The following is a 20,726-nucleotide window of genomic DNA, read 5'->3' on the forward strand; positions in this document are numbered from 1 at the left end:
TTCTTTTTGTCTTAATAACTTGATAATATGAAACTATATATCGCAGAAAAACCTGATGTCGCAAAAGCCATTTGTGCTGGGTTAGGGGGTGGCTTTATTAGAGATGACGGCTACTACAGACACCCTGTTAAGCCTGATGTTGTAACTTGGTGTTTTGGGCATATGCTTGCCCTAAAAGAACCTGATGAAATTGATGAAAAATACAAATATTGGATATGGACACATTGCCCATAGAGCCATTTTTACCAGCCCCACGCAAAATACCTAGCGACAAAAAAGCACAAGTAAAAATAATTGGCGAGCTTATCAAACAAGCCGATACCATCATTCACGCTGGCGACCCTGACGATGAAGGACAGTTGCTAGTTGATGGGTTGCTTCGTTATTTTGACAATAAGAAGCCAGTCATGCGTCTTTTAATCAATGACAATACTCCTGCCGTGGTGCAAAAAGCCCTTGCCAACATGAATTCCAATAGCCAATTTGAATATATGGGCTGGATTGCCGAGAGCCGAGCCATTGCAGACCAGTTATTTGGTTTTAATTTTACAAGGGCGTACAGTCTAAGCCAGCAAGCTAAAACAGGCAAAAAAGAGACTTGGCACATAGGGCGAGTACAGACCCCTATTCTAGGCTTAGTAGTGCGTAGAGACCAAGAAAATGCCAGCCATAAAAAGAGCTTTTATTATGTGATACAAGGCGATTTTGTATTTAATGGCGTGGCATTTACCGCCAAATACCAACCCAAGACAGAAGACCCTACAGATGATAAAGGGCGATTGATTGACAAGCAATTTGCTGACAATTTGGCTAATTTTTTGAGTGGTAAACCTGCCAAAATCTTTTTCGCCAATACCACACACAAAACAGAGCCAGCACCTTTGCCCTATAATCTGTTAAAGCTACAACAGGACGCAAGCCGTAAGTTTGGTTACAAGCCTGATGAAGTCATGAAAATCACGCAAACCCTGCGTGAAAAACATCAGCTTATTACTTATAACCGCTCCGATTGCCAATATTTATCTGATGAACAGTTTGCTGATGTGGGCGGTGTGTTATCCGCCATTGCTGGCACTTATGATTTAATGGCTGGGGCGTGTGGCAATGCTAATCCAAACTACAAAGGGCGTGTATTTAATAGCAGTAAGGTAACAGCACACCATGCGATTATCCCCACACAAACCGCTGGCAACTGGCAAGCCCTAAGTGAAGCCGAGCAAAATATTTACAAAATCATCGCAAGAAATTATATCGCCCAATTTTACCCACTCTATGAGTATGATGAAACCAAGATAACGCTTGATGTGATTGTAGATGGCGTGGCTTATCAATTCCATGCTACTGCAAGGATTGATACCGCTCTTGGCTGGAAAAAGCTCTATACCAATGATACTGACAATGAAGAAACCGCCCTACCTGATGATGTCTTGCAAGCAGATTTACGCACTCTAAAAGCCAGCGACACAGGACAATGCACAAAAGCCTATGCTAATGAGCATGAGACAAAACCGCCAGCTTTATACACTATGACTAGCCTACTTGGCGACTTAACCAAGGTTGCCAAGTATGTCAAAGACCCACACCTTGCCAAAATTTTAAAAGACAAGGACAAAGACAAGCAAGGCGAACATGGCGGTATTGGTACACCAGCGACACGCTCCGCCATCATTGATAATCTGTTTGAGCGTGGTTATTTGGCTTATAAGGGTAAATCCATCATCAGCACAGATAAGGGCAAAGCCTTATATGACCTGTTAGATGATATTATCCGTTATCCTGATATGACCGCTATTTGGCATGATGAACAAAAGAACATCAAAAATGAGCAAGATGTCTTTACTTTTATCCAAAAAATGCAAGCAAGCACTATCACGCCAACCATTAACACCCTAAAAGTGGGTTACATCAAGCCCACGCCCAAAGAAAAACCAAGTAGTCCCTGCCCTAAGTGCGGACGGCTTATGTATCTAAATGACGGTAAATTTGGCAAATATTGGGGGTGCAGTGGGTGGAATGACAGCCAAAACCCCTGCAATCACAAAATGAAAGATGATAATGGCACGCCAGTAGAAAAAGAGCAAAAGCCATTAACAGACTTTGATTGTAAAGCGTGTGGCTCAAAACTCATTCACAAAACTGGCATATATAAAAAGGGTAAAAATAAAGGCAAGCCTTATAGTTTCTTTGGTTGTTCTAATTTTCCCAAATGTAAGCAAAATTATGATGAAGTGGACGGTAAGCCAAAATTTGACTAATTTTTCTTTTTGTCTCAACCAACATAAGGATTAACACCATGACAAACACCCCTATCAACGCCCCCAAAGATGAATATGCACATCTAGCTTGGGAAGAACACCCTGATAACCCTGCTAATTATCCTGAAATGGCAGAGCAAGTACAGCAAAGACCCCTAAGCGATGATGAAATTAGCTGGAAAGAAGCCTATCTGACAGGGGCAGAAATGATGACCCAAAGCGAATTTGAAGCACTGGTAGACGATACAGACCGTCAAGACTAAGCACCGCAAGACTAAGCATAAGGATTGACGCATGAGCCAAAAATATGATGAACACATACAAGTATTAGCCAATAAGCTAATTGAGCAAATCAAAGAAAACAAAGCCCCTTGGCAGAAGCCGTGGACTGGAGCAGAATTTTCTTTGCCAGTTAATCATCAAGGCACACCATATCAAGGCGTAAACAGTCTAAATTTAATGGTAGAAGCTCAATCAAAAGGCTACACCGATAACCGCTGGTTCACTTACAATAACGCCAAAGAGCAAGGCGGACAGGTTAAGCGTGGTGAAAAAGGCACGCTAATTATTGCGGTAATTACCACAGAACAGGTGGATAAGAAAGATGAGCAAGGCAACATCATCAAAGACGAAAATGGCAAGCCTATCAAAGAAACAGTACAGTTAGACCGCCCTATTATCAAGCAGTATTATGTATTTAATGCCGAGCAGATAAATGGCATACCGCCAAGAGAGCTACCGCCAAAGCTAGAAGAATGGGAACGCCACGCCAAAGCCGAAGAGATTATTAACAATATCCAAAATCAAGGCTTGACCATCGTTCATGAAGTTGGCGACAGGGCTTTTTATCGCCCAAGCCAAGACCAAATTACCATGCCTGAGCGTAGCCAGTTTGCAAGTGGTGATTTGTACTATGCCACGCTTTTACACGAAATCGGACACGCCACAGGACACGAAAGCCGTTTAAATCGTGATTTATCAGGTAGTTTTGGTAGTATCAGTTACGCCAAAGAAGAGCTAAGAGCAGAAATTGCGTCCATGATGATAGGACAAGAGTTGCAGATTGGACACGACCCTAGCCAACATCATGCTTATCTGCAAAGCTGGGTAAAAGTTCTTGAAGATGACCCAAAAGAGCTAGTAAGAGCCGTTAAAGACGCTGATGTTATCAAAAATTATGTGCTAGGACTGGGTAGAAATTACACGCCCATAAAAGCAGAGATTGACGAGACAAAAGAGCAAGTTGCCAAAAATCCAAACACCAATATCGCCCAAGAAAACACCCCAATCAATGTACCCTACAAACAAAAGAACGAAGCCAAAGCACTAGGAGCAAAATGGGACAGTAAAAATAAAACTTGGTATGTGCCTACTGGTGAAGATTTGGGTAAGTTTGGAAAGTGGTATTCACTTGAGCAGAGTTTACCAAATCAAAAGGAAATTCGCACAGCATGGGGTGATTTTCCACCAGTTATCAGTAATGGAAAATTAAGAGATTTATCAAATGAACCAGAATACCAAGAAGCCAAAAGCGGTAATTTTGAACAGTCTGTCAAACTTGTAGACAAACTGATTAAAGATGAAACGGTACAACATATCAAAGAAATAATAGGCGACAACAAACCCATTATTGTTCCTATTCTTTCAGAAGAAGCAAGTGGTAAAAATCGCATTCCCCAAGCCTATGCCTATGCTTTGGCAAATGAACTTAATTTACAAGTTACTGATGAGATTTTTCAAAGTAACACCGCCAAAAGAACAGGCAAGGGTATTTATCATCGCTATGTATCGCCCCCTGAATTTTCAGGTAATGTTCAGGCAGGTCAAGCCTACTTTATTGTAGATGACACTTTATCAGTAGGTGGTACGATAGCAACTTTAAAAGGATACATTGAAAACAATGGCGGAAAAGTCATTGGTTCGGCTGTTATGACGGCATACGAACAAAAAACAAGCATATCTATTAGTCAAAATATGTTAAAATCTATTGAGCAAAAAGATGGGCTAAATGAATATTGGCGTGAAGAATTTGGTTTTGGATTGGATAAACTAACCCAGCAAGAAGCTGGACATTTGAAAAAACCAACCCTAGAACAAATACAACAAAATATTCAAGAAGCACGTCAAAACTTATTAGATAACCAACGGAGCATTCCATATGATGAGACACACAAGCACAATGAGTTACAACAACGAGCAGTACATACGTCATTTGAGACTGACAGAACAGCAAATATCCGAACTCAAAGCCCACAACAGCAAGGGGGCGGAATTTTTCATGGCACATTACCAAGCCAAAAAACAACCCCAAAGAATGAAGTAACCCAAAACCGCACCTATCTTTATACGTCTTACAAAGACGCTGATGCCATGCAAGAGCTGAAAAAAGCTGGCGTTGTCAGTTTTGATATAAGGCATAAGGTTTGGTATCTCAAAGATGACACCCAAGCCGACAAGGTCAAGCAATGGACGCACCGCCCTTATGTGCCAACCCCTGAAGAAGCCTTTGTAAATCACTTAAAAGCCAGTGGAATTAATGTTACCGCAGGACACCCCATTATGGACGGTAGACCGCACCGCCTAAGCAATGATGGCTCAAATGACAAGAATGTCATGTACCAGTTTTATCCCAATCAAGGCGGTGTACCAGCAGGTCATATTACCAACTTTAGCCGTGGCGGTGTTGCTGAAAAATGGGTCTATCCAAAAGAGTATCTACATATCCAAAAGAACATTGAAGCGGTGGATATGGCAAAAGGACAAAAGCCGACACGCCAAAGCAACATCACCCTATCAGAGCCAAAGCCAATTACCCAAAAAGCCCCAACCGCTGAAGTTCTATCTGCCGAAAAACAGGCGTTACATGATAAGACCGCACAGCGTGTGGCTATGGCGTTCTCATTTGCCACCCTTGCGACAGCTCACGAGTATTTAAACAAAAAGCAGGTAACTGGTAATAATGTTGCTTATGTTGTGCCTGACAAGAGCCAACTACCACCACAATTTAGTAATGATATTGTCATTGGTAACACTTGGCAGGAAGCTAGGGATTTAAGAAATAATCACCCTGACAAAATGGTTCTGCAAAAAGGCAATCTGATGATACCCCAATTTAACGCACAAGGGGAATTAAGAGCTTTTGAGACTATCGGCTATCAAAGTGCCAAATATGCCCTAAAAAACGCTGATAAGCAAGGTTTATCTTTAGCTTTAGGTCAAGTTAAAAATGGCGAGCCAATTATTGTCGCTGAAGGCTATGCAACAGGGGCAACCCTACATGAACACACCAACAAAGCCGTGGTTGTGGCATTTGGTAAGGGCGGATTGCTAGAAGTCTCTAAGCAACTAAGAGAACATTGTCCTGATAGTAAAATTTATATCGGTGCTGATAACGACCACCAAAAGCCCCTTGAACTCAACCCCAGCACAGGTAAACCCAAAGAAAATACAGGGCTTGTCAATGCTCAAAAAGTCGCTGATAGCGTGCCAAATGTGCATATCTTGATACCGCAGTTTGACGCTCACGATAAAGGCAAGGATTGGAATGATGTGTATGTAGATAAGGGCATTGATGAGTTTAAAAGACAAATCAGAGCCGAGTTAGACCGCATTAACTCCAAAGGGCAAACACAATCTCATGAAGCGATAAACCAAGAAAAAGCAGGTCAAGAAGTAGTGCAAGCCGTGCAAGAACACATAGCACAACCCAAAGACCCACTAGATATTGATGTTATTAAGCAAAGCTACCCCACCATATCAGATAATAACATCAAGTCTGTTCAGGCTTGGAAAGAGTTTATTGCCAGCTTTGAGAGCCAAGAAGTCAGAGATAATCTCACGCAAAGACTGGAAAACAAATTGCCAGACCTAGCTAATGGCGAACAGTTGCCAACACCGCAAGATATGGGAAAGCAGGTTGACCGCTAATTTTCTTTTGTCTTATCAATCTTTGATATGTTTTACATAACGCTTGATTGTTGGTAAAGATACATTAAAGTGTGTAGCAAGTGTAGACATTGTAATTTTTTTGTAGTTATCAACAGAGCTGTTTTTTTGTGCCAATAATGCCTTAAGTTCGCTTATTTGGGCGTTGCTTAAGGCTGGTTTTCTACCCTTGTACTTGCCCTTAGCTTTTGCCTTGGCGATACCTTCTCTTTGTGCTTCACGGATTAAAGAGCGGTTAAACTGGGCGATTGCCCCAAAAATATGCAAAATTAGCATATCCATAGGATTGTTGTTTACGCCGTCAAGCGTGATGTTTTCTTGTAGTGATTTAAAAATCACGCCCTTTTGGTTAAGCTGGTTGATAATATCAAGTAAATCATCAAAATTGCGAGCCAAGCGGTCTAAGCTATGCACATAGACAATATCGCCCTGACGAACGTATTCAATCATGCGTTGCAACTCTGGTCTGTCTTTGGTGCTTCCAGTCATTTTATCAATAAATACTTTGTCCAAGTTTAGGTTATCAAGCTGTCTTTCGGTGTTTTGGTCTACACTTGATACCCTAATATAGCCAACGGATTGACCTTTACTGATAATCTTTGAATGATTTTCATTATCCATATAACTGCCTTTGCTTGGTATCAGAAGTTGATAGTATAAGATGGTAGTATCAAAATTTCAATATAATTCTATTGATACCAATTTTTTCTGTACTATATTAGTGTCATTAGGGTGTACTCTATTGAAAAATAAAAATTATTTATAATGTGTGATATAATGCAAAAAATAAACATGCTACCATCAATTTAACGATATTTAAGAGGAAATTTTATGAGCAGTATCAAAATAGACACCAAAAAACTGAGTGAAAATTTCTTTACAATGCACTGTGAAAACTTTTCACAGGGCGGGGAAATTATTTTACATAGCAAAGATGGTAGCTCCAAAAAGATTACCAGCTATGACGACATAGCCCAATCATTTCCGCACCTATCAGATGATTTTAAAAATCAAGTCATTGAAAAATTACAAATCAACAATTAATAAAAAATTAAATGAAAAAACCAACAATCATTTTCATTGGTGGCATAAATGGGGCTGGAAAAAGTTCTATTCGTGATAAACAGCTAAATATTGATGAAAATTCCATTAATATAGACCCTGATAAAATATCCAAGCAGTTTAAAATAAACGGCATTGGCACTAACGTATCTAATATGCAAGGCGGTAAAGAAGCCATTCGTATTTTTGAGCAAGCAATAAAAGATGGAAAAGATATTGTTTTTGAAACAACTCTAAGTGGTAATAGTGTATTCAAAAGATTTGATAAAGCTCAACAAAATGGCTATAAAATTGATGTCCTTTATATGGGACTAAATTCAGTTAATAAACACATTGATAGAGTTGCTCATCGTGTTAGTGTGGGCGGTCATCATATAGACACTACAACCATTTGTAAACGCTTTGATTTAAGAGATGAAAATTTAGAAAAGGCATTTTTAAGGTCAGACAATTTTATACTATTTGACAATTCTTATGAAGAGCCAAAGTTATCACTTGAATATAATAAAGATAGAAATTCTATTTATTTATTAACTGATGAGAAATGGGTCGTCAATATTGCTAAGAAATTATCCCAAAAACACGATATACAAATGATATCAATTACAGAAGAGCAGAAAAATAAATTAGATGAATTATTAGCAAAACTCTCAATAGAACAAATCAAAAAAGACCACCCAACCATATCCGATAATAACGCAAAAGTCATAGAGTTATTTATTAACACTCAATTAGCAAAATACCATGACAAACCAAACGCCCAACAAGCAATTTTAGAACAAATCCAAAGCAAACTGCCTGACATCGCCAGTGGTAAAATTAGTCTACCTGATTTGCCAAATCAAGATAAGGGCAAAGGACGCTAACACCCCCTACCCTTATCTTTGACCACCCTACTCTCAACCAATTTTTTAATTTCTGCCTTTAACTTAGCTTGGTCGCTGGGCAGATTATCAGCATAAGCCTGATACTGTTTGGCAATGTCTTTGTGTGTGGCTTGTATCGTCTTTAATTGGCTGGCGGTTGGTTTTTTATCGCCCTGTTTTATCCCTATTCGCTCATCTTTGTGTATCACGCCTTGGCGTTTATTATCTTTGTATTTAAACTGGTGTATCCGCCTTGTAGCTGTGGCTTCTATGCCCTGCTCTTTTAATTTAGCCACAAATGCCACTCGGTAATTGTGTAAATCCTGCTTGCGTGGATTGAGACGCTCCCCCTTGTCATTGGTGGCGTTTAACAATACATGAACATGGGGGCTGTCTGTATCTAAATGCTGTGCCATGAAGAATTTATGACCGTCAAACTCTTCTTTAACAAGGTTTTTTACCGCCGTTTTCATCGCAATGGGGTTTGTACCATTGGGCATGGAGAATACAAAATGAAAGGCTTCACGCCTTGAACCAGTTTCGTGTTTGTCGTGCATGCCCATTGCCAGCCAAGCACCCAACAGCTCTTTTTGTTCATTTTTACCCTTGTATTTATTACCATCTTGGTCTTCTATTTCAACTTTGCCATTGCGACCGATATAATCAGCATGAGCTTGGGCCTTATTAGCCCCTTTTGATGAGCCACTGATTTTAACCACAACTTGCGGTAATTTTTTATTAACGCCCTTGATTACATTTAAAGCAGTCTTTTTGGCATTATAATTTGGTCTAACAGCACTAAAAGATGGCATACCACCACTACTTGCTGATTTTTTGGTTTTTTTAGGTGTACCAGCAAACCAATAATCAGGGTCATCATATATTTTTGCCATAAAAACCGTCCAATAAAATTAATAAATATCCGTGCTATATTTTAACAAATCTTGCACAACTTTTATATGATTTTGAATTTGATTATATAACTGGTTGATTGGTAATTCCACCATATCGCCAGCATTATTTGCTTTGGCTATTTGATTGATATTTACACCAATCTTATATAATTCATAATTTGATTTTTTCAAAACTTCTATCTCACTCCCAAGCAGTCTTTTTTGTGAATACAAATGCTCCAATATTAATGCTATGGTATAATATTGGATAGAACTGTTGCTGTTATTTGCAAGTTTTTCTAAATACTCATAGTCATAAATCAGAAGTGATATTTGTAATCTTTTCTTATCAACAGATATTTTCTTTCTTGATAATGTTTGGGCTAATTGGTGGTCTTTTTGCAACTTAGCTTCTTGTATCTGCTGATTGCGATTTTGGATTTTCTGTTGATGTTTTTCTATATAAATTTTTTTATTTTTTATGGCTTGAATTCTTAATTCATCTTGTAAATTTTTGTCAGAAAAATCATTTTGATTTTGGGTGGCTTCTGCACACATTGCCTTATCAATAAGTGCCAAAATTGCTTTGGTGCGTGATGACGAACCAAGCTCACTTTGAGCATAGCGATACAAAAAATCTTTGTGGTCTTGGGTCAGACCATTTAAAAGGAAAGAGTACGAACTGGACATAAACACCCCACAAAAACACAACCAACCAGCCAACATTATAGCACAAAAATATATATTTTTAACGGCGTTAGCCTATCCTGCACTAGAAAAAACAAACAAAAAATTCGCTTGGTTGAACCTTGATTGCTTGGGTTTGGTGGTGCAGACGCACCCAAAGACACCCTAGATATTGAGCTGTGGGGTAATTTTAGTTGTTTTGGTTGAAAATGTTTGAAATTTTGAAAAAATTTAATTGAAAATAATTGAAAATGTTTGAAGTTAGGTATATAATAATTGAAAATGTTTGAAATTATTTGAAAACTAGTGTAAAATAACCGAAATTTTACTAAGGGGGCTACTATGTATGGCTAGACCACGATTAACCAAAGAAGCTATAGCTTTCATTATCGAGCGTAGAGATGACCCAACCACTATCTACACTTTGCAAGATATAGCAGATATGATTGATGAGCGATTTGGTATTAAAGTATCATTTCAGGCAGTTGCTCGCAATTATCATAAATACAAAGATGATAAAAGCATTCATCAATCCAAAGAACCAACCAAAACAGAAGTCAAAGAAAGACCTGTTTTTAAATCTAAAAAAACAGTTGCTACTTTATCTGAACCATTATTTGAAAGAGATGAAGAAGTGGACTTAAAAAACCTTTTTGATAAAGCGGAGTAATTTATGAGTTACCCATTAGACAATAGCATTCATTTTGTAATGCAAAGCAAAGGCGGAGTTGGTAAAAGTGTTGTTAGCTCTTTAATGTCTCAATATCTATTAAAAAATGTTGATAATGTTTCTTTGATTGATATTGACCCTAGCAATAAAACACTAGCTTCTTTTAAGGGGTTAAATGTCAAACAAATTGACATCATAAAAGATGATGAAAATATTGTAGACCAGTCTAAATTTGATGGATTTTTACAGCAGTTTTTAGAGAGTGAAAATGCAACATTTTTGGTTGATACTGGTTCAGGCGAATATTTACCTTTTAATAATTATCTATCCATTATGGGTATTCCAAACATCATACAAGAATTTGGAAAACATATCTATATTCATGTGCCAATAAATTATGGACAAGCAGAAGATGATACTAAAAAGTGTCTGTTAAAACTTGCTGAAAGTTACCCTAATGTTAGTATTATTGTTTGGGAAAATGAATATTTTGGTAAACCTAGTGTAGATTTTGTGGCAACAAAAGCCTATAAATCCATAGACAATATTATTGGCGTAGTAAAATTAAATAAGCTAAACGCTGATACCTTTGAAAAAGATTTTAAAGAAATGCTAAAAAGCGGTATGACTTTTGATGATGTTAGGGCTGATGAAAAGACTTTTCAGTTTTTTAGCAAAACTCGCCTAAATCGCATTGAGCAAGATGTTAATACACAGATTGACAATGTGTTCAATACCGAAGACTAGGTTTTGATGTTTTCTTGTGGTGGCAATGTTGTTGCGTTGTCGCCACTTGACTAAGGATTTGTATGACAGACAGCAACGACGAAACCAGTAAAATATCCCAAGAGCTGATACAGCATATTTTTGAAAAGACCAGCACCAAGGTTACACCCAATGACCCTGCCATTGAGACCATGACGGCATTGGTGGCAATGCTTGATAAGAAGTATGCGGACTTTGAGAGTATGCTAATGGCTATCACACATAATTACACCGAAAAAATGCGTGTAGAGCTGGACAGTGCCATAGCTGGCATAGAAGCACAGCTAGACGGTGCGAATATGTACTATGTCGGCAACAGTGAAAATCATGAAAGAAACTTAAGCGAAGCATTCCAAAAAGCCATAGAAGCCTTTGATGAGAAGAATAAGGACTTAAATTTTATTTTAAACAAAATCCAAGCGGACTATGACAAAGCCAGCGATGAACGTTTTGAAAGACAAATAGAAAAGTTACAAGCATTACACCAAGAGCAGTTAAAACACCAAAGCAAGCAAGATACCAAAAAGCAACGTGAAGTACTATTTGCGGTCGCTGGGTTTGTGGCTGGATTGGTGGTGTGCTTGCTAGTCTTGTTTATTGTGAAGTAGGTTTTAATTTTTCTTTTGTCTTACTAACAAATAAACGCCCAATAGGGCGTTTAAATATTTACAAAATACATCAATCATCTAATGACATAAGGCTAATTTTTCTGTATTTCTTATATTTATCAATATCCATGAGTTTAAACCATTGTTTTATCTTTTTTAAAACAAATTCGTAGTATTTTTGGTTTTGCTCTTCTTCAGTATCAAATTGAGTTTGTATGTCAATCTAAAAATTTCAAGTTAAGCCGTTGCAATTCATGCAACCGCTCAAACTTGTATCGCTCCATCTCAAATACCCCTCTAAAATCCCCTTGCTCAAATCGTATTTTTTGCAAACCTGATAAATACTTTGCAACGATGTTGTTGGCAATGTAAGCGTTAATCAGTCCATCACTTGCCAAAATCTGCTCAAATTGTCGCTTTGCAAGCTCTAACCGCTCTTTGTCCTGTTGCTCCTGTGCCAATCGTTCGGCTTTTTCACGCTGTTTGCGTTCCTGCTCGCTCTGCTCGGCTTGTCTGTGCTGTTCTAAGGCTTTTTTAATCAAGTTTTGGCGGTGTTGCTCTGTCGCTCCGATTTGGTCAGCATAGGCGTTCTTTTGGGCGATGATTTCTCGTTCTTTGTCGGTTAGGTTGTCAAAAATATCAGGGGTTTTTGGGTCTCGTTCTTGTTCTTGTGTCTTTAATTTTTTAGGCTTGGATTTTTGTTTGACTGTGAAAGTGAAGCCAACAATTTTACGCCCATTCTTATGTTGTTTATAGGATAAATTGATTTCGGTTTTTTCGTTGATTTCTGCTACTGACTTATCTAGTACTTTACGCTTAAATAATTCCATTCTTTGATATTCATCATCAAAAACACCTAATCTATCTCTAAGTTGTTCTAAACCGATTTGATTGGTTTTGCCATTACTTTTCCAAGCGATGACGATTTCATAAAGGCGTATGGCGTATTTACTGTTTAGACCTGCTACTTGCTCTAAATTATAACTAGTAAAGTGGCGTTCAAGCATTGTAATAAGTGGCACAACGCTAGGGGCAAAAGTAATATCTATGGCAGTTGTTTTGTCATTATAGGCGATTTCAGATACCCAACGGCTTGTTGCTACCCTTACTCCCTTTTCCTGCTGTTCGGTATAGGTAAATTGGCGTTCAAATAAGGTCTTGCAAGCTTTTTTTATATTCTCATACACGCTACGCCCCTGTAAGCTGTATGTATCTATGTAGTCGGATACGCTGATTTTGAGCTTAGTTGTGGCAGTCAGCTCTTCCCCTACTCGCCTTGACTGAGCAATAGCAAGTAAAATCAAGCGTTGCTCAATCAAATCAAGATGGTAACTGGCGCTAATCAAGGCATTATCCTTGATGATAAGATTTTTTGACATATAGTATAGCACCTAAAATAAATTTTTTCCACATAATAACACCTAAATTATTATAGGTGTTATTATACCAAAATAAAATAAGGTGTCAATAGTCCCTTAAAAGGTGCTATATCGTCCCTTAAAAGGTGCTATATCGTCCCTTAAAAGGTGCTATATCGTCCCTTAAAAGGTGCTATATAAACTCTACAACCCTTTATTTTCAAGGCTTTGCGGGGGGTCTAAAACTATTAAAACTTATTAAAATTAATAAAAAAGAAAAATCGCAAAAAACCTGTGGATAACTCAATTTTTTTGCTATGCGATTTTGCTTGTTTTTTTGTTTTAGTTTTATTAAAAAGACAAAAGAAATAAGAACTACTTTTGTTTTTTGTAGTATAAAGGTGCATAAAGGTAGTGAAACAAGTATTCTCCTATCTCTACTTTCAAGGCTTTGCGACCCCCTAAAAAACTTTAAAAAACAAAAAAACGCTCCACTTCGTTTCGCTCTTTTTCTGGTCTTATTTTTATCGCTTAATCATGGTTTTTGTGGTATAATCGTTTACTCATTTTGTTTTAGATAGATAACAATGAAAAACGTACTCTTAGCTACTTTGCTGTTTGTTGGTACAGTTGGATTAACTGCTTGTGGAACTTTGACTGGAATTCCCAGCCATGGCGGTGGCAAGCGTTTTGCCGTAGAGCAAGAACTAGTTGCTGCTTCTGCCCGTGCTGCAGCTAAAGAAATGGATTTATCTGCATTGCAAGGTCGCAAGGTCGCTTTGTATATTTCTACAATGGGCGATCAAGGTTCTGGCAACATATCAGGAGGTAGGTATTCCATTGATGCTTTGATTCGTGGTGAGTACTTGAACACCTCAAAGAATATTACAGATTATAGCTACCCTCGTTACATAACAACAGCCAACACTAATGCTGGATCTCTCTCAAGTGTTACTTCTTCCCAATCCATTCTAAATGCACCAAGCCAAGCCATTAATCACAGCAAAGGTGATACAGGAAAGGCTACTGTTGGTCTATCAGCTCAGGGAATGGGAAATTATCAAAATGAAACGTTGGTTTCTAACCCAAGAGATGTTTCATATTTACAAAATCTTATTCAGTCCTTATTTTTCTTAAGAGGTATAGAAATTGTATCACCAGATTATGCCGATGTAGATATGTTTATTGCCGTTGACGTTTTTGGAACTATTAGGAGTCGGACGGAGCTACATCTTCACAATAAAGAAACTCTTCAGGCATTGACAAAATTGGAGTATTTTGCGGTAGATAGAAATACTAGACAGTTACTCATTAAACCAACAACAAGCAGTTTTGAAAGCCAATATCAAGAAAAATATGCTTTATGGATGGGTCCTTACCAAAAACAAAAAACATTGCAAAAAAGTGATGGGCTGCTTGTGGATTTTTCTGACATCACGCCTTATCAGAAAGATAATTCACCTAATAAACCAACCTTTCAAAACCAATTAAATGATGATAAAAACCCTGAAGGTATAAGAACATCAGAAATTCTTAAAAAAAGACAGCAAGGTGTTCAATAGAAAATACGGTGAAAAATAATTATTTACGGTATTTAAACAATTTATGGAAGCAATGTTATGATTAATATTAAACTAAAAAAATATATATTTATTATTTTTGCTTTCATCTTGTCTTTAATTTTTTCATCAGTCGGTTATGCTAATATAGCAACAGATCCATTTATCACTAAAAATACAGATAAAAATACTTTTGAGCCAGGAGGAAGAAACCATCTATTTGGATCTGGTCGAGGCGTAGTTTCTGATAGAACTGGAGATATTTCTGTTGTTCCTACTGGCAACTTGCAAATAGGGAATTTGCAAATAGAGCAAGCTTTAATACAAGGACAATACGGCTATAAAACAAAATTTTCAGGTCATGGTCATGAAGTGCACGCACCTTTTAGTAACAGTAATAGTCGTAATAAATCTGAAGAGCAAGGGCAGGCATTAATTGGCTTTACTAGCTATCAAATGGATTGGCAGGGTGTCGAAGTTCATCCAAGTGATGGTTATGATGGACCGCAAGGTGGCGGATATCCAAAACCAACAGGTGCAAGAGATGAGTATTCTTACAATGTCAATGGTTCGGCAATTAGTGTTAACATTGGTTTTGATGACAATCGATCGACACAAGATCGGTTAGAAGATCGCACTAAAGCTTTTGAGAACGCTTGGGGAAATGCTAAAAATTCTTACGATACCGCCACAACGAATAACCCTGAACTAAACAGACTGGGTAATATATCCAAAGCAATTTCAGCTTCGGTTTTAGGGATTGGCGGTCTTATTAATAGTCCCTTGGAAGCATTAGGTGCTTCTGACACATCTTAGGGTATTGGCTTGGCTCGTGATCTGATTGCTTTGAAGTCATGCGATAACTACCGCATGACAGTCAAATGAATGTTGCCTCGGGACTACAAAGTGCTAATAATCTTCATCAAGGTTATCAAAACTGGAAAAAAGAAAACCCAAACGCGGCCGCAGCTGTTAATGCAGTAACTGGTGTTGCCGAACAGGTTGTTAGGGGTAAAGGGGATAAGTTAGATGCTGTCAGTTCTAAAGATATCAGAAAAGACATCGGAAATAAAATCTTCAAAGAATCAAGAAAAGAGATGTTACAGCAAAATAATGGTCTATGTGAATATTGTCAAAACAGGGTAGCCACTCAAGGCGATCATATTATCCCAGCAAACCAATTTGCTAAAGATGTTAATGACAATAAAAAAACGCTAGACGAAGCAAGAAGAGAAGCCAATAGTCGCGAAAATATCGTTGGATCTTGTGGTGGAAAAGATGGTTGCAATCAAATAAAAGGTGCTAGAGAATTATCATCAACACCAGGTAAAGGAAAATTTGTTCCAAGCAATCCAACGGATAAAATTAAAGATATTATCAATAAAAGTGAACAACAATGAATCAAGTACATCAATTTATTAGTTACTGTTTGGAAAATCCCTACGCAACCCAAAATTATATAGACAAAACATATACTTTTGAAGATGTGGATATTAAAATCGGCATCGGCATCATAAAACTCAATACCCCAGATGCAGATTTTTATATGGTGTTTTCTTGCCCTGGTGAGAAAAGTAAAAACATTTTCTTTGCAGTTAGTGAGGATACATTTGATACCGCTGCTTTATGTGTGGCTTATTGTGAGTGGTATGGTTATGGTCATAAAGCTTATATAGAAGAATATATTCATTTTAAGCAAGTCTTTATTCCAGAACTTGAACATTTGCATGGGATATTGCTTTCTACTACCAAACAATCACCTGTTTTGAACATATATCCAGAAGTGATAACTTTTGACAATAAAGAATACAACACTCTTTTTTGCATTCCCTGTTCAGCAAAAGATCATGACATATTAAGCCAGCTTGGATTTTTTGGTGCTTTGGATTATTTTTTTGAACATGGGAAGGACTTGACGGATTTTAAAAACCCTTTAAAATATCTAAATGTCAGTAATTATAACAAAGAAGTTGTAGCTACACCAACACATACCTTCATTGACTTTTGTCGTTTAAATGAGTATGCAGCAGAAGATTACTGGGATTTTACATACACAATCAACCAATTAAAAATAAATATCGGCATTATAAAGCTCAATATCCCAGATGCAGATTATTACATGGTATTTTCTTGCCCTGATGAGAAAAGCAAGAATGTATTTTTTGCAGTCAGTAAAGATACATTTGATACCGCTGCTTTATGTGTGGCTTATTGTGAGTGGTGCGGTCGCGATTATAAAACTTACCACGCAGATGAATATATCAACTTTAAACAATTCTTTATTCCAGAACTTGAACATTTGCATGGGATATTGTTTTCTATCACATGGCAGTTGCCTGTTTTAACAACATATCCAGCAGTAATGACCTTCGATAACAAAAGATACAACACTCTTTTTTGCATTCCCTGTTCATCAAAAGATCATGAGATATTGAGCAAACTTGGGTTTTTTGATGCTTTGGATTATTTTCGTGAGCATGGAAAAGATTTAACGGATTTTGACAATCTATGATAGCTAATTATATGCCAAACATGCGGAGCCATTCAAATTAGTGGAACAAAAACAGCTCCTTCTCCACAACATACACCTTCCTTATCAGAACACTATTATGACCACGGTGGACATGCAATGACTCCAGAAGAAAGAAAAAATTATGCAAAAAATGAAGGTATAAAGGGCACGCAATGCCTTACATGTCAAAGAAGGGAGGGCGGGGTACAGTCTAGTTACTCAAAATACAAGGCAAAGGAACATGGATTTAAATAAAACTCTAACCCATCTAAAGACCTATTGGCAAGAGGCTGATATTTCAGAACACTCATGGTTTGTAGGGCGAATTTTAAATGAGATGCCAAATTTTAAAGTGTACTGTGTAAAGCCTAAAAGTAAAAATATTTATCTATATGTCAGCCATGGAATTTCAGACAGTTTTAATAGTGAATTTTTTTTATCAGTCCACAAAAATCAGAAAAACTTATTGAAAATTTAGCCATGTTGGCTTCTTTTTCTTTAAAATATCCAAAAGAATTTCAAATAGGCAATGTAATTGATATTGGTCAGCCATGGATAAAAAACTCTTCCATGAAACTTATCTTAATTAGTCTACCTTACCCATATGGTCAATCATTTGAATATGATGGCAATGGTGTTCGTTATTTGTGGTTATTGCCTATACATCAGAATGAATATGATTTTTTACTAAAAAATGGGGCAGACGCATTGGAAAATTTATTTGACATAAATGAGATAAATTATCTTGATATTAATAGGAAATCTGTTATAAATGAGTGATAAACTATGACAATGTTGCAAAAATAACCGTGCATACTTGCACCAAAGACAACAAGAGCGGAACAACAAAAAGCCCTAGCAGGTAGCAAGGGCTTTGGGTTTGGGCGGTAGGTTAGCAGTTAGCCGAAAATTTCACTATGGCTATCCAAGTAGTGCAGTTCTACCACATCATCAACGATTTTGTAGATTAAAACCAAATCAGGCTTGATATGACAATCCCGCAAACCTGATTTGTCGCCTTTGAGTGGGTGGTCTTGGTACTTTTCAGGGACTGGTAAGCCGTTCAAAAGGCAGTTTGAAACTTCCGTCCACGCTTCGCCAACCAACGCCAAATAATGCTTTTTCAAATCACGCTTAAAAGATTTTGCCATATCAAATTTGCGTTTAGCCACGAGCAATCTCCGCCATTGCTTGATTGAGTTCATCTAGGCTTTCAAAGCGTTCAAACTCTCCATTGGCAAATTCTTGTTCGGTTTGGCGTAACCGTGTTACCGCTTTGGGGGTCAAAACTTGATTATCCGCCCAATCAAACGATAACGGCACTTTACCAGTCTGTGCAATCTGATTGAAAAACATTCTTACAGCTTGGCTTGGCGTTAGTCCGTACTGCTCCAAAACAGGGTAAGCACGTCCACGCAGATTGTTATCAAGTCGCATGTTGAAGTTAGTGTAATCCATAATATACTCCTAAATTAAATTACATTTCAATTATAACACATTTACAATGAAAAGTGTTTGTATGTCAATCCAAAAATTTCAAATTAAGCCGTTGCCATTCATGCAACTGCTCAAACTTGTATCGCTCCATCTCAAATACCCCTCTAAAATCCCCTTGCTCAAATCGTATTTTTTGCAAACCTGATAAATACTTTGCAACGATGTTGTTGGCAATGTAAGCGTTAATCAGTCCATCACTTGCCAAAATCTGCTCAAATTGTCGCTTTGCAAGCTCTAACCGCTCTTTGTCCTGTTGCTCCTGTGCCAATCGTTCGGCTTTTTCACGCTGTTTGCGTTCTTGCTCGCTCCGCTCGGCTTGTCTGTGTTGTTCTAAGGCTTTTTTAATCAAGTTTTGACGGTGTAACTCTGTCGCTCCAATTTGGTCGGCATAGGCATTCTTTTGGGCGATGATTTCTCGTTCTTTATCGGTTAGGTTGTCAAAAATATCAGGGGTTTTTGGGTCTCGTTCGGTGTTTTCCTTTGTCTTTTTAACTTTTTCTTTCAGCTCAAAAGTAAACTTTACCGCCACAAATTTACGCCCTTTCTTGATGAGTTCATACTTGGCTTTTAGTGGTGATTTTTCGTTAATTTCTTTAATGGCAACATCAATTACATTAACTCTTAAATCTTTGGTTGCAGAGTACTTATCAAGCAACATCAACATAAAACGCAAATCATAAAAATCAATCTGTGTCCAACCCTTGCCAGTCTCTTTGTTTAGGTACTGCATAAATAGTTGATAGATACGATAGCTATAAATACTGCCAAATTCCGCCACATCAGATAGTAAAAATTGGGTAAAACTTGCCTTTAAGTCGCTTAGTAGTGGGATAACTTTTTCGTGAAAAACAACCCTAGCGACAATATTATCATCTGCTTTATGGGTAGGTAAGGCATCTATCAAGTTATACATTTTAAGGGCGTTAATATACTTTTTATAATCCGATGGATTGGGGTATTTCTCTCTTAACTTCTGTTCTGCGTTGCGGTCATAGCGTAATACTTCTGACAACCAATGAAATTCTTTTACACCCTCTGGAGTATTAACAAATAAACTTTTTTTCATTAGTTCTCTTGTTGCTTGGCGTATCTCTTTGGCAACATTATCAGGGTTTGCACCAAGCTCTATAAAATCATCACGAGTAATGTAAAATGGTGTTTTAGGGTCTAAAGGCTCTCTAATTGGGTTCTTTGGGTCATACTTTGGCATTTGTTTTAACGCACAGTAAATCAAGCGTTGTTCATTAACGCTTAGATTGTAAGCCGATGTTACTATGGAATTATCCATTGTAATTAAGTCATTACTCATAGCCGTCTTTTTCTCATAGTTGATAAAGTAGGAGTTAATTATACCTCTCCTTAAAGGAGTTGTAAATACTCTCCTATTTAACCGTCTTTTCCTCCTATTTAACCGTCTTTTCCTCCTATTTAACCGTCTTTTCCTCCTATTTAACCGTCTTTTCCTCCTATTTAACCGTCTTTTCCTCCTATTTAACTCTCGCAAACCCTTACCACACAAGGCTTGCAAGGGGGTCTAAAAACCTTTAAAAACCTTTAAAAACCTTTAAAAACCGCACTCCGAAAAAAAACCTGTGGATAACTTTGATTTTCACCACTTAACACCACCGTATTTTTCTTTTTGTTTTTAAAATTTTTTTTCTTTTTGTTTTTAAAAAATCTAGTACAATGTTACACCACAATAACCAGCTACAGGAGTAACCTTGACTAAGAGAGCCAAACCAACATACAAGAATATTTCGGTGAACATACCCACTGAATTAAGTGAACGTTTAGAAAGCCTTGCTAAACAGACAGCAAGACCAAAAACGTTTTACATTCGTGAATGTCTTAGAAAATACCTAACGGAGCTAGAGCTTAGATACCAAGACCACACAACCAATGAGTAATTTTTTGTAAAAACTCTTGTTTTTAGTTTTGATTTAGTGTATATATCTATGATATAAATATTTATTATTTTTTGAATAAGAGCTATAAAATGCTTGAAATATTAACTAAAGTCGCTAGACTTGCACAGCACAGCACAGCACA

General features: G+C 37.5%; 23 protein-coding genes. 16 read left to right on the forward strand and 7 right to left on the reverse strand.

Annotated features, from left to right (window positions below; translation table 11 throughout):
• Window positions 1-27: 27 nt before the first annotated feature.
• Genes A7456_RS11015 through A7456_RS09675 form a run of 4 tightly spaced genes read left to right on the forward strand, consistent with a single transcriptional unit; the run spans window position 28 to window position 6,182 of the window.
• Window positions 28-234, forward strand: a complete 207-nt coding sequence (locus tag A7456_RS11015; RefSeq protein WP_082995560.1) for a hypothetical protein — start codon at window positions 28-30, stop codon at window positions 232-234.
• Entirely contained in the window at window positions 216-2,255 is a 2,040-nt protein-coding gene (locus tag A7456_RS09665; RefSeq protein WP_082995561.1) for a DNA topoisomerase, read from the forward strand. Before A7456_RS11015 ends, A7456_RS09665 begins: the two co-directional genes overlap by 19 nt.
• A 38-nt stretch (window positions 2,256-2,293) precedes the next feature.
• Window positions 2,294-2,518 carry a hypothetical protein gene (locus A7456_RS09670; RefSeq protein ID WP_067010112.1) on the forward strand — a complete coding sequence of 75 codons (225 nt, stop codon included), beginning with the start codon at window positions 2,294-2,296 and terminating at the stop codon, window positions 2,516-2,518.
• A 31-nt stretch (window positions 2,519-2,549) separates the two neighbouring features.
• Complete coding sequence (locus tag A7456_RS09675; protein WP_067010115.1) at window positions 2,550-6,182, forward strand: zincin-like metallopeptidase domain-containing protein; 3,633 nt, start codon at window positions 2,550-2,552, stop codon at window positions 6,180-6,182.
• A 15-nt stretch (window positions 6,183-6,197) separates the two neighbouring features.
• On the opposite strand, the gene A7456_RS09680 is transcribed toward A7456_RS09675, so the two are convergent.
• The gene (locus A7456_RS09680) at window positions 6,198-6,821 is read right to left on the reverse strand and encodes a recombinase family protein (protein ID WP_067010118.1); all 624 of its coding nucleotides are present in this window, start codon (window positions 6,819-6,821) and stop codon (window positions 6,198-6,200) included.
• A gap of 210 nt (window positions 6,822-7,031) precedes the next feature.
• Here A7456_RS09680 and A7456_RS09685 point away from each other — a divergent pair, with 210 nt between their 5' ends.
• Together A7456_RS09685 and A7456_RS09690 are read left to right on the forward strand one after the other, a co-directional pair.
• The gene (locus tag A7456_RS09685) at window positions 7,032-7,244 is read left to right on the forward strand and encodes a hypothetical protein (protein WP_067010120.1); all 213 of its coding nucleotides are present in this window, start codon (window positions 7,032-7,034) and stop codon (window positions 7,242-7,244) included.
• 11 nt (window positions 7,245-7,255) lie between these two features.
• A complete protein-coding gene (locus A7456_RS09690; protein WP_067010122.1) occupies window positions 7,256-8,128 on the forward strand; it encodes a zeta toxin family protein in 873 nt (290 codons plus the stop codon).
• Here the strand turns inward: A7456_RS09690 and A7456_RS09695 are convergent.
• Together A7456_RS09695 and A7456_RS09700 are read right to left on the reverse strand one after the other, a co-directional pair.
• The gene (locus tag A7456_RS09695) at window positions 8,125-9,021 is read right to left on the reverse strand and encodes a relaxase/mobilization nuclease domain-containing protein (RefSeq protein WP_067010140.1); all 897 of its coding nucleotides are present in this window, start codon (window positions 9,019-9,021) and stop codon (window positions 8,125-8,127) included. The genes A7456_RS09690 and A7456_RS09695 overlap by 4 nt on opposite strands.
• 18 nt (window positions 9,022-9,039) lie before the next feature.
• Window positions 9,040-9,747, reverse strand: a complete 708-nt coding sequence (locus A7456_RS09700; RefSeq protein ID WP_067010151.1) for a hypothetical protein — start codon at window positions 9,745-9,747, stop codon at window positions 9,040-9,042.
• Window positions 9,748-10,054: 307 nt separating this feature from the next.
• Between A7456_RS09700 and A7456_RS09705 the strand changes: the two genes are divergently transcribed.
• From A7456_RS09705 to A7456_RS09715, 3 genes are all read left to right on the forward strand, one after another.
• A complete protein-coding gene (locus A7456_RS09705; protein WP_067010153.1) occupies window positions 10,055-10,378 on the forward strand; it encodes a helix-turn-helix domain-containing protein in 324 nt (107 codons plus the stop codon).
• A gap of 3 nt (window positions 10,379-10,381) precedes the next feature.
• Window positions 10,382-11,125 carry a nucleotide-binding protein gene (locus A7456_RS09710; protein ID WP_067010154.1) on the forward strand — a complete coding sequence of 248 codons (744 nt, stop codon included), beginning with the start codon at window positions 10,382-10,384 and terminating at the stop codon, window positions 11,123-11,125.
• 62 nt (window positions 11,126-11,187) lie between these two features.
• A complete protein-coding gene (locus A7456_RS09715; protein ID WP_067010156.1) occupies window positions 11,188-11,751 on the forward strand; it encodes a hypothetical protein in 564 nt (187 codons plus the stop codon).
• A gap of 218 nt (window positions 11,752-11,969) precedes the next feature.
• On the opposite strand, the gene repM is transcribed toward A7456_RS09715, so the two are convergent.
• Window positions 11,970-13,130, reverse strand: coding sequence for a replication initiation protein RepM (gene repM, locus A7456_RS09720; RefSeq protein ID WP_067010160.1), 1,161 nt, complete (start codon window positions 13,128-13,130; stop codon window positions 11,970-11,972).
• 566 nt (window positions 13,131-13,696) lie between these two features.
• Here repM and A7456_RS09725 point away from each other — a divergent pair.
• The 6 genes from A7456_RS09725 (at window position 13,697) to A7456_RS11620 (ending at window position 17,960) form a co-directional block, all read left to right on the forward strand.
• A complete protein-coding gene (locus A7456_RS09725) occupies window positions 13,697-14,671 on the forward strand; it encodes an adhesin (RefSeq protein ID WP_067010163.1) in 975 nt (324 codons plus the stop codon).
• Window positions 14,672-14,728: 57 nt separating this feature from the next.
• Window positions 14,729-15,484, forward strand: a complete 756-nt coding sequence (locus A7456_RS09730) for a MafB family polymorphic toxin (RefSeq protein WP_067010165.1) — start codon at window positions 14,729-14,731, stop codon at window positions 15,482-15,484.
• Between the two features lie 65 nt (window positions 15,485-15,549).
• Window positions 15,550-16,068 (forward strand): HNH endonuclease, encoded by a 519-nt coding sequence (locus A7456_RS09735; RefSeq protein WP_067010168.1) that lies wholly within the window; start codon window positions 15,550-15,552, stop codon window positions 16,066-16,068.
• Window positions 16,065-17,180, forward strand: a complete 1,116-nt coding sequence (locus A7456_RS09740) for a hypothetical protein (protein ID WP_067010171.1) — start codon at window positions 16,065-16,067, stop codon at window positions 17,178-17,180. The genes A7456_RS09735 and A7456_RS09740 overlap by 4 nt, the downstream gene beginning before the upstream one ends.
• Before the next feature lie 241 nt (window positions 17,181-17,421).
• A complete protein-coding gene (locus A7456_RS11615) occupies window positions 17,422-17,658 on the forward strand; it encodes a hypothetical protein (RefSeq protein WP_211266072.1) in 237 nt (78 codons plus the stop codon).
• A 2-nt stretch (window positions 17,659-17,660) separates the two neighbouring features.
• Window positions 17,661-17,960 (forward strand): suppressor of fused domain protein, encoded by a 300-nt coding sequence (locus tag A7456_RS11620; protein WP_211266073.1) that lies wholly within the window; start codon window positions 17,661-17,663, stop codon window positions 17,958-17,960.
• Window positions 17,961-18,079: 119 nt separating this feature from the next.
• On the opposite strand, the gene A7456_RS09750 is transcribed toward A7456_RS11620, so the two are convergent.
• The 3 genes from A7456_RS09750 to A7456_RS09760 form a co-directional block, all read right to left on the reverse strand.
• Window positions 18,080-18,352, reverse strand: coding sequence for a type II toxin-antitoxin system YafQ family toxin (locus A7456_RS09750; protein WP_082995562.1), 273 nt, complete (start codon window positions 18,350-18,352; stop codon window positions 18,080-18,082).
• Window positions 18,345-18,638 (reverse strand): type II toxin-antitoxin system RelB/DinJ family antitoxin, encoded by a 294-nt coding sequence (locus A7456_RS09755; protein WP_067010174.1) that lies wholly within the window; start codon window positions 18,636-18,638, stop codon window positions 18,345-18,347. Before A7456_RS09755 ends, A7456_RS09750 begins: the two co-directional genes overlap by 8 nt.
• A gap of 64 nt (window positions 18,639-18,702) precedes the next feature.
• Window positions 18,703-19,965, reverse strand: a complete 1,263-nt coding sequence (locus A7456_RS09760; RefSeq protein ID WP_067010177.1) for a replication initiation protein — start codon at window positions 19,963-19,965, stop codon at window positions 18,703-18,705.
• A gap of 433 nt (window positions 19,966-20,398) precedes the next feature.
• Between A7456_RS09760 and A7456_RS11230 the strand changes: the two genes are divergently transcribed.
• The gene (locus A7456_RS11230) at window positions 20,399-20,584 is read left to right on the forward strand and encodes a hypothetical protein (protein ID WP_145916120.1); all 186 of its coding nucleotides are present in this window, start codon (window positions 20,399-20,401) and stop codon (window positions 20,582-20,584) included.
• Window positions 20,585-20,726 lie beyond the last annotated feature (142 nt).

Source organism: Moraxella nonliquefaciens (assembly GCF_001679005.1).
Classification (GTDB): domain Bacteria; phylum Pseudomonadota; class Gammaproteobacteria; order Pseudomonadales; family Moraxellaceae; genus Moraxella; species Moraxella nonliquefaciens.